The 12927-nt window shown below is 70.7% G+C and carries 10 protein-coding genes; 6 read left to right on the top strand and 4 right to left on the bottom strand.

All coding sequences use genetic code 11. The annotated features are described in order from the left end of the window. A partial coding sequence (locus KCQ71_RS13350; protein WP_223406627.1) for a hypothetical protein occupies window positions 1–1101 on the top strand: 1101 nt, incomplete at its 5' end. A gap of 291 nt (window positions 1102–1392) precedes the next feature. Beyond that, complete coding sequence (locus KCQ71_RS13345) at window positions 1393–3387, top strand: bifunctional copper resistance protein CopD/cytochrome c oxidase assembly protein (protein ID WP_223406625.1); 1995 nt, start codon at window positions 1393–1395, stop codon at window positions 3385–3387. Between the two features lie 167 nt (window positions 3388–3554). On the opposite strand, the gene KCQ71_RS13340 is transcribed toward KCQ71_RS13345, so the two are convergent. Next, window positions 3555–4238, bottom strand: a complete 684-nt coding sequence (locus KCQ71_RS13340) for a response regulator (protein ID WP_223406623.1) — start codon at window positions 4236–4238, stop codon at window positions 3555–3557. Further along, window positions 4235–5401 (bottom strand): sensor histidine kinase, encoded by a 1167-nt coding sequence (locus tag KCQ71_RS13335; RefSeq protein ID WP_223406621.1) that lies wholly within the window; start codon window positions 5399–5401, stop codon window positions 4235–4237. The genes KCQ71_RS13340 and KCQ71_RS13335 overlap by 4 nt, the downstream gene beginning before the upstream one ends. A gap of 156 nt (window positions 5402–5557) precedes the next feature. Here KCQ71_RS13335 and KCQ71_RS13330 point away from each other — a divergent pair, with 156 nt between their 5' ends. Both KCQ71_RS13330 and KCQ71_RS13325 read left to right on the top strand, forming a co-directional pair. Beyond that, a complete protein-coding gene (locus tag KCQ71_RS13330) occupies window positions 5558–6106 on the top strand; it encodes a hypothetical protein (RefSeq protein ID WP_223406619.1) in 549 nt (182 codons plus the stop codon). Further along, window positions 6103–7701: a multicopper oxidase family protein gene (locus tag KCQ71_RS13325; RefSeq protein ID WP_223406617.1), complete on the top strand. Its 1599-nt coding sequence runs from the start codon at window positions 6103–6105 to the stop codon at window positions 7699–7701. The genes KCQ71_RS13330 and KCQ71_RS13325 overlap by 4 nt, the downstream gene beginning before the upstream one ends. Before the next feature lie 72 nt (window positions 7702–7773). On the opposite strand, the gene KCQ71_RS13320 is transcribed toward KCQ71_RS13325, so the two are convergent. Beyond that, window positions 7774–8097, bottom strand: coding sequence for an MFS transporter (locus KCQ71_RS13320; protein ID WP_223406655.1), 324 nt, complete (start codon window positions 8095–8097; stop codon window positions 7774–7776). A gap of 369 nt (window positions 8098–8466) precedes the next feature. Between KCQ71_RS13320 and KCQ71_RS13315 the strand changes: the two genes are divergently transcribed. After that, on the top strand, window positions 8467–10293 hold the full coding sequence (locus KCQ71_RS13315; protein ID WP_223406615.1) for an HNH endonuclease signature motif containing protein: 1827 nt from the start codon (window positions 8467–8469) through the stop codon (window positions 10291–10293). A 257-nt stretch (window positions 10294–10550) separates the two neighbouring features. Here KCQ71_RS13315 and KCQ71_RS13310 read toward each other — a convergent pair whose 3' ends face one another. After that, complete coding sequence (locus KCQ71_RS13310) at window positions 10551–11273, bottom strand: SACE_7040 family transcriptional regulator (RefSeq protein ID WP_223406613.1); 723 nt, start codon at window positions 11271–11273, stop codon at window positions 10551–10553. A 78-nt stretch (window positions 11274–11351) separates the two neighbouring features. Here KCQ71_RS13310 and KCQ71_RS13305 point away from each other — a divergent pair, with 78 nt between their 5' ends. After that, window positions 11352–12923 carry a carboxyl transferase domain-containing protein gene (locus KCQ71_RS13305; protein ID WP_223406611.1) on the top strand — a complete coding sequence of 524 codons (1572 nt, stop codon included), beginning with the start codon at window positions 11352–11354 and terminating at the stop codon, window positions 12921–12923. The last annotated feature ends 4 nt before the right edge of the window (window positions 12924–12927 follow it).

Genomic DNA, 12927 nt, shown 5'->3' with positions numbered 1-12927 from the left:
GGGGAGCAGATCACGATGACCATCCCGGTGACCAACAGTGGTGACACCACGATCACGACTCTCGTGGCCCAGTCAAATGTTGGTGAGATGACCTGCGAGGCGGCGACGTTGGCTGCTGGGGCCTCCACCACATGCTCGGTGACGTTCACGCCCACCGAGGGAGAGAACACCGTGACCGTGACGTTCGTCGACGAGACGGACACCTCCAAGGTCGGGTCCTTCCAGATCGTCCTCACCTACCAGGGGACCGACGGAACCGATGGGACCGACGGAGCGCCGACTGGTGACCTGCTGGGTGGACTGCCGACCGGTGACCTGCTGGGTGGACTGCCGACCGGTGACCTGCTCGGTGGACTGCCGACCGGTGACCTGCTCGGTGGACTGCCGACCGGTGACCTGCTCGGTGGCGGCTCGAGCGACGGGACCGATGGGACATCGGGCACACCGATCTTCACCTTGGACCAAGCCACCGTGGAGACCATCCCGGCTGCCGATACCCCGGAAGGTGTAGGGGAGCAGATCACGATGACCATCCCGGTGACCAACAGTGGTGACACCACGATCACGACTCTCGTGGCCCAGTCAAATGTTGGTGAGATGACCTGCGAGGCGGCGACGTTGGCTGCTGGGGCCTCCACCACATGCTCGGTGACGTTCACGCCCACCGAGGGAGAGAACACCGTGACCGTGACGTTCGTCGACGAGACGGACACCTCCAAGGTCGGGTCCTTCCTGTTCGTCCTCATCTACCAGGGGCCGGACAGAGGGTCGAACACGGTGACCTTCACCGTGAACCAGCCCAGCGTGGAGGTCATCCCGGCCGCCGGTACCCCGGAAGGTGCTGGGGAGCAGATCAGGATGACGATCCCGGTGACCAACAGTGGTGACACCACGGTCGCGAGCCTGGTGGCTCAGTCGGAGAGTGGTGAGGTGACCTGCGCGGCAGCGACATTGGCTGCTGGGGCATCCACCACGTGCTCGGTGACAGTCACGCCCACGGAGGGAGAGAACGCCGTGACCGTGACCTTCACTGATGAGACCGACACCTCCAAGGTCGCGTCCTACCGGTTTGTCTGTGTCTACACCAGCGCAACCAGCTGACGTAGGCCACGACAACCGGTCCTGAGCGGCGAGTGAATGGCACTCGCCTGTCAATCCATGGATAGGCCCGTCCCCCCCCCCCGTTTCCCCGGCCTCGCCCCGGGGGGGGGGGGGGGGGGGGGCGCCCCCCCCCCCCCCCCCCCCGACAGGGTCGGCCGGTGGAGCCCTGCTGCGGCTGTACACGCTCCGGGTCGCTCGGCCGAGAGCACCATTCGACGCAGCCACACGAGGTCCTGCGGCAGTCGCCCCGATCCCGGTCATGGCTGGGAATGTGAAATAGGAGGTGTGCCGATGGCCCTCTCACCTGGCCGTTGGGTGCTGGCCGGGCTTCCGACGGCGGCCCTCGCGTGCGTGCTCGGCCTCGCGTTCTCCGGGGCTGCAGCGCCCACCCTGATCGGCGATGCGGGCGCCGTGGTGCGGTGGGGTCTGCCGGTGGTCACGGTGGCGTCCCATCTGGCCGCGGCGCTGACGCTGGGTGGCCTGGTGCTGCTGTTGTTCGTGCTTCCGAGGCCGGTCACCGCAGCCGTGGCCCGCGGCCTGCGGGTGCGACCCGACGGTGGCGCCTGGGCTCTCGCGGCGCGGGTGGTGAGCTGGGCCGGACCCGCCTGGGCGGTGCTGCTGGTGGTGGATCTGGTGCTGGGCTACGGCTCGGTGGCCGGGCGGCCGCTCGGTGGCCCGGGGTTCGGTGTCGAGCTGGCGTATTACGTGACGGAGATCTCCACCGGCCGCACCGCGCTGGTGACCGCGGTCCTGGCCGCGGCGGCCTCGTCGGCGTGCGTGGTGGTGGCCGGCTACGGCTCGGCCGTGATGGCCGCGGTGGCGGGGTTCGCCGTGCTGATCCCGCTGGCCACCACCGGCCACGCGGCCGGGGCGGAGAACCACGAGTTGGGCATGTCCGGGCTGTTCGGGCACCTCGCCTCGGCGTCGATCTGGGTGGGCGGGCTGGCTGTGCTGTGCCTCGTGGCGCCACGCCTCGGCAAGGACCTGCGAGCCGCCGTCGGGCGGTACTCCACGGTGGCGCTGTGGGCGTTCCTCGGCGTGGGGATCTCCGGGTTGGCGAAAGCCTGGCTCCAGTTGGGCTCCCTGCAGGGGGTACTCACCGACTACGGGCTGATCCTGGTGGCCAAGATGGTCGCGTTCGCCGTGCTCGGGGTGTTCGGGTACCTGCACCGGGAGCGCACCATGCCCAAGCTCCGGGCCGATGGCCTGCCCGGGGGCCCGTTCTGGCGCCTCGCCGGGGTGGAGGTGCTGGTGATGGCGGTTGCCACCGGCCTGGCTGTGGCGCTCGGAGCCACCGGCCCACCGGCGCCACAGCCGACCGAGATGGGGCATGGCCCGACGCAGATGCTCTCCCAGTTCCCGGTACCACCCGAACCAGGCGTGGGCCGGTGGTTCACCCAGTGGACCCCGGACCTGCTGTTCGGAGGCCTCGCCCTGGTGTTCGCCGTGATCTACCTGCGGTGGGTGCTGCGGCTGCGTCGGCGCGGGGACCAATGGCCGGCGACCCGGACCGCGAGTTGGTTGCTGGCCGCGGGAGGGCTCGCCTGGGTGACGTGCGGCGGACCGGCCGTGTACGGGCGGATCATGTTCAGCGCGCACATGGTCCAGCACATGACCCTCGTCACGGTGCTGCCGATCTTCTTCGTGTTGGCCGCTCCGGTCACCCTGGCGGTGCGAGCGCTGCCAACCCGTGCGGACGGCTCGCGGGGACCACGGGAGTGGCTGCTCGGGCTGGTGCACTCGGGCTTCGCACGGTTCGTGGGCCACCCGGTGATCGCCGCGGCGAACTTCGTCGGATCGGTGATCCTGTTCTACTTCACCCCGATGTTCGAGCTGTCGCTGGCCACCTACCTCGGGCACATCCTGATGGTGGTGTACTTCACCCTCACCGGCTATCTGTTCGTGAACGTCCTGATCGGCATCGATCCCGGTCCCACTCGGCCCAGCAACCCGCTGCGGCTGTTGTTGCTGCTCGCGACCATGGCGTTCCACGCTTTCTTCGGGATCGCGCTGATGTCGATGACCTCTGTGATCGCCGCGGACCACTTCAGCGCGCCCGGGCTGCCCTGGGGGGTGGACGCGCTCGCAGACCAGGCTGCCGGCGGTGAGATCATCTGGCTCATCGGTGGGGTGCCCAGCCTGGTCCTCGCCGTCACGCTCGCCCTGGCCTGGTCCAAGGACGACACCCGCACCGTGAAGCGCCGGGACCGCGCCGTGGACCGGGACGACGATGCAGAGCTCAAGGCGGACAACGCCATACCGCAGAAGATGCCCCAGGACACCTGACCGGAGGCGAACGCCGGGCCCCGAGACCCTGGTCGGCGCTCGAACCGCGCGCGATGGTCAGGCCCGTGCAGGCTGCGGCACTCAACGCGCCCAGCCGACGTGAGGCCAAGATCCGGCGGGTCGCCCGGACCTGGGAGGTCCTCACCCAGCGGTGCTGCCGTCACGAGCTAGCCCGGGCTGACCAGCCCGGACTCGTAGGCGAGCACCACGAGCTGGGCCCGGTCGCGCGCGTTCAGCTTGCTCAGCAGCCGGCTCGCGTAGGTGCGGGCGGTGGCCGGGCTGAGGAACAGCTCCGCCGCCACCTCCTGGTTCGACCGCCCGCGTCCGATGAGCGTGAGCACCTCCCGCTCGCGCTCGGTGAGGGAATCGAGCACGCCTGCGGTGACCCGCGGCACCGGGGCCTGCGCAACCTGCCGCATCAGCGTCCGTGTGACCGCCGGGGACAGCGTCGCCTCCCCCGCGGCGACCCTCCGGATCGCGGACCGCAATTCCGACGGCGCAACGTCCTTGAGCAGGTACCCGCTCGCCCCGGCGCGGATCGCCTCGAGGATGTCGGAGTCCTCGTCGAACGTGGTCAGCACGAGTACGCGGACGTCGGCCAGGCCCGGGTCGGCGCCGATGGCTGCGGTCGCCTCGATCCCGTCCATCTCGGGCATCCGCAGGTCCATGAGGACGACGTCCGGGTGGGTGCGCCGGGCCTCGGCAAGCGCTTCACGCCCGTTTCCGGCCTGGGCGACGACCTCGATGTCGCCCTCGTGGGTGGCGAGCGCGAGCAGGCCCGCGCGGACGAGCGTGGAGTCGTCGGCCATCAGGACGCGGATCGGGGCGGCATTCGGAGTGGGCAGCGTCATCGGTCCAGCCTCGCAGGTAGCAGGGCCCGCACGGCGAACCCGCCGCCCTCGCGCGGGCCGGCGGTCAGGGTGCCGCCGAGCAGGGTGGCCCGCTCGGCCATGCCGGCGATGCCGTGCCCACCCGCGCGCTCGGCCGGCGGCTCGGGAACGGAACCCACGCCGTCGTCGATCACGTCGAGGTGCAGGGTGCCGTCGGCGACCCGAGCGGCGATCTCGACCCGCTGCGCGTCCGCGTGCCGGAGCACGTTCGTCAGGGACTCCTGGACAATCCGGTACGCGGCGGCGTCGATCGCGCCCGAGAGGGCACCGTTGGAGACGTCGACAGCGGTCTCGACCGTCAGCCCGGCCTCCCGCGCGGGATCGGTGAGCCGGGCCAATCCGGCCAGACCCGGGGCGACGGTCCCCGGGTCACGAAGCAGCCGGACCGTGGCCCGCAGTTCCCCCATGGTCTCGGCGGTGGTCGCCCGGATCTGGGCGACGGCCCGGTGTGCGGCCTCGTCGTCGTGCCCGATCGCCTCGTCCGCGACGTTCGCGTGCACGGCGACCACGGAGAGCGTGTGGCCCACGACGTCATGGATGTCCCGGGCGATCTGCACCCGCTCGGTCTGCAGCCGCTGATCGGCGCGGTGCTGCTGCTCGGCACTGGTCAGCGCCGCGATGCGCTCGGCCTGGACCCGTGCCTGCCGCCGCGCCCGCACGCTCACCCCGAGCGCGATCGCGGCCGCGACGAGAGCCACGTTGGTGAGGAGCTCGTACCCGAGCAGGTACGCCGTCGGCTGGCCCTCGGCGATCCGGAAGTAGGCGGCCACGCCCGTCAGCAGGGCGCTCAGGGCCACGGCCCACGAGGTGTGGCCCTGCTCGGCGGCGGAGTACAGCGCGGCGGAGGCCGGCAGCGCGATCCCGATCGGCGGAAAGCCGATGGCGTAGTAGACGAAGATGCCGATCACGGTGAGCACCAGGACCAGCCGGGGGTGCCGCCGTCGGACGGCCATCAGCAGGCCGAAGCCGACGGCGAACAGGTACGCGGCCGCCGGGGCGGGGGCCGGGTCGATCCTGCCCGGATCGGCCAGGATCACGAGCGCGACCCCCATCGCGATGCCGACGCCGAGGAGCACGTCGAGGACCCGCGGGTCCACGTCGCCGGTTGGGCTGCCGGTTCGCATGGACCCCACCCTAGGAAGAACCACCCCTGGGGGACATCCCGCATCGGTCGTGGATCCGTGTCGCCTGGAGGCGACACCCACGGCCAACAACGTGCGACGGCCGCCCGCGCCCGGGGGCCGATGTGCACGGGCCCGTGAGTTCCTAGCGTCGAAGGCATGAACACACAGCCCGAACGACACACCCATCGCACCACCCCGCCGACGCCGCACCAGGCCACATCTGCGGACGCCGCGCCCACGCACTTCGGCCAGCCGCACCAGGGCGCACCGAGCACGCCCACGTACCCCGGCCGGCCCGGCGCTCCGCAGCCCGGAGCGCAGGCACCGGCCAGGGCGCCGTTGTCCTGGGCGCTCATCATCGGCCTCGGCGCCCTGACCCTGCTCTGGCCGCTGACCGCGGCCACTCCGATCGCCGACCAGTTCGGCGGGCCGGAACGTGCCATCGCGGTGCGCTCGGTCATTGCGATCGCCTGGATCCTGGTGGTCCTGCTCGCCCGGGTCGCCCGGCCGCTGGCGACCCTGACGCTCGCCGGGCTCGCCGCCGGCGTGATCACCGTTGGCGTCGACGTCCTGCTCGCGCCCGCCGGGCTGGGCAGCGGCCTGACCGCACTCCCGTTCGCGGCGATCCCGATCCTCGCGACGCAAACCCTGTTCGGCGCCGTGACCGGCCTGATCGCCCTCGGCCTGCAGAAACTGCAGCGATGACCGGGGCGACCACACCGGACCGAGCGACGTTGCGCCGTCGGGCGGCAGAAACCGCCGCGCCGACCGGGGCGACCACACCCGCCCGACGGAGCCTGCGCCGTCGGACCCTGTTGCTCCTTGCCGCCGGGGCACCGGCGGTCGTCACAGCCGGCAGCCTGGCCGCCTGCGGGGCGAGCGTCAGCCCCGTCACCGAGCCTTCGTCGTTCGACCGGCCACTGACCATCCCGCCGCTGGCCGCGTCCACCGTGGCCGCGGACGGCACCCGCGTCTTCACGCTGGACGCGCGGGAGGGGAGCTCACAGTTCCTCGACGACGCGACCACCGCCACGTGGGGCTTCAACGGGGACTTCCTCGGCCCCACGCTGCGGGCCGAGCGCGGCGAGCAGGTCGCCGTCGAGGTCACGAACTCCCTGCCGGAGGCCACGAGCGTGCACTGGCACGGCATGCACCTGCCGGCCACGATGGACGGCGGGCCGCACCAGAGCGTCGAGCCCGGCCAGACCTGGCGGGCGGAGTGGACGATCAACCAGCCGGGCGCCACGCTCTGGTACCACCCGCACCCGCACGGCCGCACCGAGCAGCACGTCTACAAGGGCCTGGCCGGCTTGTTCCTGCTCGACGACGGCGAGACCGAAGCGGCAGGGCTGCCGAGCGCGTACGGGGTGGACGACATCCCGGTGATCGTCCAGGACAAGAGCTTCGACGACGGCGAACTCACGATCGATGACGGCGGCAACGAGGTGGGGCTGCTCGGGTCGACGATCATGGTGAACGGGACGATCGGGGCGGTCCTGGACGTCACCACCGAGATCGTCCGGCTGCGGATCCTGAACGGATCGACGGCACGGACATACTCGTTCGGCTTCGACGACCGGTCGTTCACGCTCGTAGCCACCGACGGCGGGCTGCTGCGGGCGCCCGTGGAGCTGGACCGGATCCGCCTCTCGCCCGCCGAGCGCGCCGAGATCCTGGTCCGGATGGAGCCGGGCACGGAGACGATGCTGCACTCCTTCAAACCGGAACTCGGGCGCGTGGTGGTGCCGTTCGCCGTAGGCGGGAACGACGAGTTCGACGTGCTGCGGCTCCGGGCGGCCGATTCGCTCACCCCGTCCGCGGAACCCGCGGCGGCATTCACGGAGTTCGGACTGGATGCCGAGACTGCGACCACGACCCGAACCTTCCAGCTGCAGGACCGGGAGATCAACGGGCAGCGGATGGACCTGGGGCGGATCGACGAGTCCGTGTATGTGGACACCACGGAGATCTGGGAGGTCCGCAACCAGGACCTGTCGCCGCACAACTTCCACGTGCACGACGTGCAGTTCGAGATCGTGGACATCGACGGCGACGCCCCGCCGCCGGAGCTGGCCGGGCGCAAGGACACCATCTACACCGAGCCGCAGCGGACGTACCGGCTGGTGATGCGGTTCGAGGAGTACACCGATCCTGCGATGCCGTACATGTTCCACTGCCACCTGCTCCGGCACGAGGACGAGGGCCTGATGGGGCAGTTCGTGGTGCTGGCGCCGGGTGAGGTGGCACAGCCGCCCGCCGGGATGTCATCCGGCGGCGGATCGGGCGGGCACGAGCACTGACGGGCAGCGCCGGTCGCGATCTCGTCGTGGCCATGGGCGGACGTCAGCCGTAGTCTGACTCGATGCTCACCCTCAGGGTGCTCGGGCGGTTGACCGCCAGGCGCGGGGACGAGGAATTGGAGCTCGGGGGCCCTCCGGCACGCCTCGTCCTGGCCAGATCGTGCCGGCTCCCGCACACACCAGGGACCCCAGCGCGAACGCGGTCACTCCCGCTATGAAGATCGGGCCACGGCCCCGCACGTCGACGAGCCGACCGGCGTCGGGCAGCAGCCCGGCGTAGGCGACGAGGAATGCCGCCGCGACCAGTCCCAGTTCCGGCCCGCTCGGGTGGAATGCTTCGTCGAGCGCGCCGACCTGGACGTTGATGCTGGACGAACTCATGCCCTCCACCAACATCGCCAGGCAGATGCGCGTGACGCGCAGTCCTCGAACCCGTGTCCCCGCGGTCATCGATGGCTGTCCCATCGTGAACTCCTCCTCCGGCCACCCCGTCGGCGGCATTCGGAGGAACGTAGAAGCAGGCGATTGCTGCTCGGTTGCAGATCGATCAACCGCGGGTACACGACGCCGGTGACACTTCCCGGATGCTGTGGCGCGTCCTGTGGATGGTGTGGCATCTGAGGGGCGATTCGGTCGGCTGTGGGCGCTGATCGGTGGCTTGATTCCTCGTTGTCCACAGTGGGTTGACAGCCCCTTGCATGGTCGTTGGATCCGCGTAGCGTGGACCTCACTAGCACACACGTTCGAGGACGGGAGGTGAGGAACATGGACTGGACCACGGGTCACACGCCCGGCGACGGCGCACCCCAGGAGGGCGCCCGGTCGGTCGACCTCACCGCCGACCCGCGGCGCGAGGCGAGCTTGGGCGCACTGCTGGGCGGGTCCCTGGATGACCGGCTCTTCGTGCTCGATGCCGTGTCCGCGGCGCTCGCCGACGCGGACCCGTTCGAGGAGCAGCACGACCACACCGGGCGGGCCCTGGGTGAGGCGAGTGTGCGGGCCCACCGCGATATCGAGATCCTGACCGGACGGCGTCTGGACTGGCTCGCGGCCGAGCGCGCCGAGGGCATGTGGGATCTGTCCGGGAAGGTCCGCACCTACCCCCAGCACGTCGCGCGCACGCACAAGATGTCCTTCGCCCGCGCCGCCCGTGAGGTCCGCCTGGCGGACCGGCTCAGCAACGACCTGCCCGAGGTCCGCGCAGCGCTACGAACCGGCGACCTCGGCATCGAACAGGCCGGCTTGATCGCGACCCTCGCGGCCTCGAGCCCAGCCCGCCGGGCCGCACTACGCCTCCCCGCACGCGGCATCCGCGACACCACGACCCAAACGGAGGCGACCCAGGCCGGCGACGCACCGCAGACCGGCGAAGGGCCGGAGATCGGTGCTGGCGAAGGGCCGGAGGCCGCAAAATCCACGGAGGCGGGCGCGGCCGCGGAGGCGGCCGATGGCGAGTCGGGCGGGGCTGCGGAGGCGGTCGCGGCCGATGGCGAGGCGGGCGGGGCCGCGGGCGAGAGTGCGTTTGATGATGATGCGACCGCGGAGTCGGTGATCCTGAAGCTCGCGAGTGCGGGGTCGTTCGAGGACCTGCGGGTGGTGTGCAAGTACTTCGCCGCGCTCTCGGACGCCGAGTCCGACGAGCGCGGCTACCGGGAAGCGTGCGAGCGGGAGTTCTTCGACCTCGCCGCCACGACCGGCGGGTTCCACCTGTCCGGGTTCCTCACCGAAGAGCACGGCCACCTGGTCAAGGAAACCCTCGCCGCCCTCACCCCGGTCCCGGCTGCCGGTGATACCCGAACCGCCAGCCAACGCCGCGCCCAAGCCCTCGCCGACGCCGCACAACTCATCCTGAACCAAGGCCTCGCCGGCACCGGCCAATCCGTAAGGCCACACATCGGCGTGCTGATCAGCGCCCCCGAATTCGAACACATCCTCGCCACCAGCGCCCACCACGGCTGGGACACCACCGATGCCACCGAGGCCGAGCACCCCGGCGCCGACCCCACCGGGGCCGTCGGGGTGGACATCCCCGACTGGGCCCGCCTGGACCCCGACACCGACCCGGCCGACCCCTGTGACGCGCGGCCGGTGTTCGGCCGGGACCTGCCACCGCTACGGCCCGGCACGAGTGGGCTGACCACCCTCAAGGCCCTCGAGGGCGTGGACTGGGCCGCGATCTTGTCCCAACCCCCAGCGACCTGGGCCGACGGCACCGGCCCCGTCCCACCCTCAGTACTACGCCGGATCGCCTGCGGCGGCGAGATCTACCGCGTCATCTTCGGCCCCGACTCCGAAATCATCAACGTCGGACGCGCCCACCGCCGCTTCACCAACGCCCGACGCCGAGCCATGATCGCCAGAGACCGGCACTGCACCTACCCCGGCTGCGCCGCCCCACCCCCACTGTGCGAAGGCCACCACTCCGTCGTCCACTGGGCCGACGGCGGCGACACCGACCTGCACAACGGCGCCCTCCTATGCTTCTACCACCACCGCTACGTCGACACCCACCAAATCACCATGATCTGGAACGGCGGAGAATGGCAATTCTTCACCAAAGACGGCGACCAGATCCACGGCCCCGGACCATAACCAGCACGCACGCCACCCGGCGTGCCAACCCGGGCTGTCCCACGACTCGAGAGCGTCAACCGCCCCGCCATGAAACCGAAAGCACGTTCCCGGCACGAGACCGAAAGCACGTTCCCGGCACGAGACCGAAAGCACTCGGCACCGGGACCGAGCGCACGGCTCTCGCATGAGGACCCCGGGCAGACGGCACCACGTCAGCCGGTCGCTGCCACTCCCCTCTCCCGCAGGCGCCATCGCCCGCAGCAGCACCTCCAGCTTCAGACGGTCGCTGCCACGCTGCCCAGTGCCGCAAGCGCCATCGTTCGCAGGAGCACCTCCATGTCGGCCCGCGCGAGTCGTGCGCTGTGCGGTGTGGAGTTGATCAGTCCGAACACAGCATGTGCGGCGGCCCGCGCGGCCGGTTCGCCCACCTCGGGATGGATCTCGCGGATCAACCGGACCCAGGTCTCCACGTACTCCCGCTGTAGCCTGCGGACCTCTTCTCGGTCCGCCTCGGCCAAACTGTCCAGGTCCCGGAACTGGATCGTGATCAGCGGGAGGTGGTCGAGGGCGAACTCGACGTGCCAGTCGACCAGCGCCGCCAGCCCGCTGGGCGCATCAGCGGCCGCCGCCGAGCGACGGCGCCCCTCGGAGAGCAACGTAGCGCTGATCGAGACCAGCATCTCGGCCAGGAGCGCATCCTTGCTCCGGAAGTGCCGGTACAGGGCCGGCCCCGAGATCCCGACGGCGGCGCCGATGTCGTAGATCGAGACGCCGCGATAGCCGTGGCGGGCAAAGAGGTCGGCGGCGGCGGCAAGGATCTCGTCGCGCCTGGACCCGCCCGCCACTCCGCCGGACGTGCTCCCGGCCGATCCGCCCGCCGCCGCACCGGGCGTCGCACCGGCCACTCTGCTGGACCCAGCCCTCGCCCTGGACCCAGCCCTCGCTCCGCCGGAGCCAGGCGTCGCTCCGCCGGAGCCAGGCGTCGCGGATGCGCTCATGTCAGGGAGTGTAGACGGTGTAGTTAGCATCTGCTAACGTCGTCGTTATCGACTGCTAACTCGAGGAGGAGCGGAGTCATGGTGAGGACCGGTTCCGTCCCGACGCTCTCGTCGCTCACCGCCGAACTGCGCGACCGCCTGGCGACGGTCCGGATGGGCGGCAGCGTGTCCTCCCGCGAGCGGCATCTCGCGCGGGGCAAACTCCTGGTCCGCGACCGGATCGATCGACTGCTCGACCCAGGTTCCCCGTTCCTCGAGCTATCCCCCCTCGCCGCCTACGACCTGTACGACGGCGGCGTCCCCGCCGCCGGGATCGTCACCGGCCTCGGCCAGGTGTCCGGGCGGACCTGCGTCATCGTGGCGAACGACGCGACCGTCAAGGGCGGCACCTACTACCCGGTGACCGTCAAGAAGCACTTGCGCGCCCAGGAGATCGCAGCGGCGAACCGACTGCCGTGCATCTACCTCGTCGACTCGGGCGGCGCCTACCTGCCCCTCCAGGACGAGGTCTTCCCGGACCGAGACCACTTCGGCCGGATCTTCTTCAATCAGGCCAACCTCTCCTCCCAGGGCATCCCCCAGATCGCCGCCGTGATGGGCTCGTGCACCGCAGGCGGGGCCTACGTGCCCGCGATGTCGGATGAGTCGGTGATCGTGCGGAACCAGGGCACGATCTTCCTGGCCGGCCCTCCGCTCGTGAAGGCCGCGACCGGCGAGGTCGTGACCGCTGAGGAGCTCGGCGGCGGCGACGTGCACGCGCGGGTCTCCGGCGTCGTGGACCACCTCGCCGACGACGACGAGGACGCCGTCGCCATCCTGCGGCGGATCGTCACAACGTTCCAGCGCCCGATGGACCCGTCGATCCGGCAGATCGCGGTCGAGGAACCGGTGAAGGACCCGGGAGCGCTACTCGACCTCGTGCCGACCGATCCCCGCATCTCCTACGACGTCCGCGAAGTCATCACCCGGATCGTCGACGGCTCCCGGTTCGCCGAGTTCAAGGAGCTCTACGGGGAGAGTCTGGTCTGCGGCTTCGCGCATGTGTGGGGATTCCCGGTCGGCATCGTGGCCAACAACGGGATCCTGTTCAGCGAGTCGGCGCTGAAGGGCGCGCACTTCATCGAACTGTGCAACCAGCGCGGCGTCCCTCTCGTGTTCCTCCAGAACATCAGCGGGTTCATGGTCGGACGAGAGTACGAGCGCGGCGGCATCGCCAAGGACGGCGCGAAGCTGGTCACCGCCGTCGCCTGCTCCGTGGTGCCGAAGTTCACCGTGGTGATCGGGGGCTCCTTCGGCGCCGGCAACTACGGCATGGCCGGGCGTGCCTTCGACCCGCGCTTCCTGTGGACGTGGCCGAACGCCCGCATCTCGGTGATGGGCGGCGAGCAGGCCGGGGCAGTCCTGGCCACAGTCCGCCGTGATGGCATCGAGGCTCGCGGCGGCGAGTGGCCCGCCGAGCAGGAGGCGGAGTTCGTCGCCGGGATCCACGAGCAGTACGAGCGACAGGGCTCGCCCTACTACTCGACGGCGCGCCTATGGGACGACGGCATCATCGATCCACTCGACACCCGTCGGGTCCTCGGGATGGGGCTGGCCGCGGCCGCGAACGCTCCGATCCCCGAGCCCGGCTACGGCATCTTCCGCATGTGAGGCG

Origin of the sequence: Occultella gossypii, from assembly GCF_019947135.1 — a bacterium.
Lineage (GTDB): Bacteria > Actinomycetota > Actinomycetes > Actinomycetales > Beutenbergiaceae > Occultella > Occultella gossypii.
This window is presented reverse-complemented; position numbering and strand designations above follow the sequence as displayed.

Bases quoted from the DNA above. Each gene is read 5' to 3' on its own strand.
- KCQ71_RS13345 (WP_223406625.1), top strand. From the start codon at position 1,393: ATGGCCCTCTCACCTGGCCGTTGGGTGCTGGCCGGGCTTCCGACGGCG.
- KCQ71_RS13320 (WP_223406655.1), bottom strand. From the start codon at position 8,097: ATGTTGGTGGAGGGCATGAGTTCGTCCAGCATCAACGTCCAGGTCGGC.
- KCQ71_RS13310 (WP_223406613.1), bottom strand. From the start codon at position 11,273: ATGAGCGCATCCGCGACGCCTGGCTCCGGCGGAGCGACGCCTGGCTCC.
- KCQ71_RS13340 (WP_223406623.1), bottom strand. From the start codon at position 4,238: ATGACGCTGCCCACTCCGAATGCCGCCCCGATCCGCGTCCTGATGGCC.
- KCQ71_RS13335 (WP_223406621.1), bottom strand. From the start codon at position 5,401: ATGCGAACCGGCAGCCCAACCGGCGACGTGGACCCGCGGGTCCTCGAC.
- KCQ71_RS13325 (WP_223406617.1), top strand. From the start codon at position 6,103: ATGACCGGGGCGACCACACCGGACCGAGCGACGTTGCGCCGTCGGGCG.
- KCQ71_RS13315 (WP_223406615.1), top strand. From the start codon at position 8,467: ATGGACTGGACCACGGGTCACACGCCCGGCGACGGCGCACCCCAGGAG.
- KCQ71_RS13330 (WP_223406619.1), top strand. From the start codon at position 5,558: ATGAACACACAGCCCGAACGACACACCCATCGCACCACCCCGCCGACG.
- KCQ71_RS13305 (WP_223406611.1), top strand. From the start codon at position 11,352: ATGGTGAGGACCGGTTCCGTCCCGACGCTCTCGTCGCTCACCGCCGAA.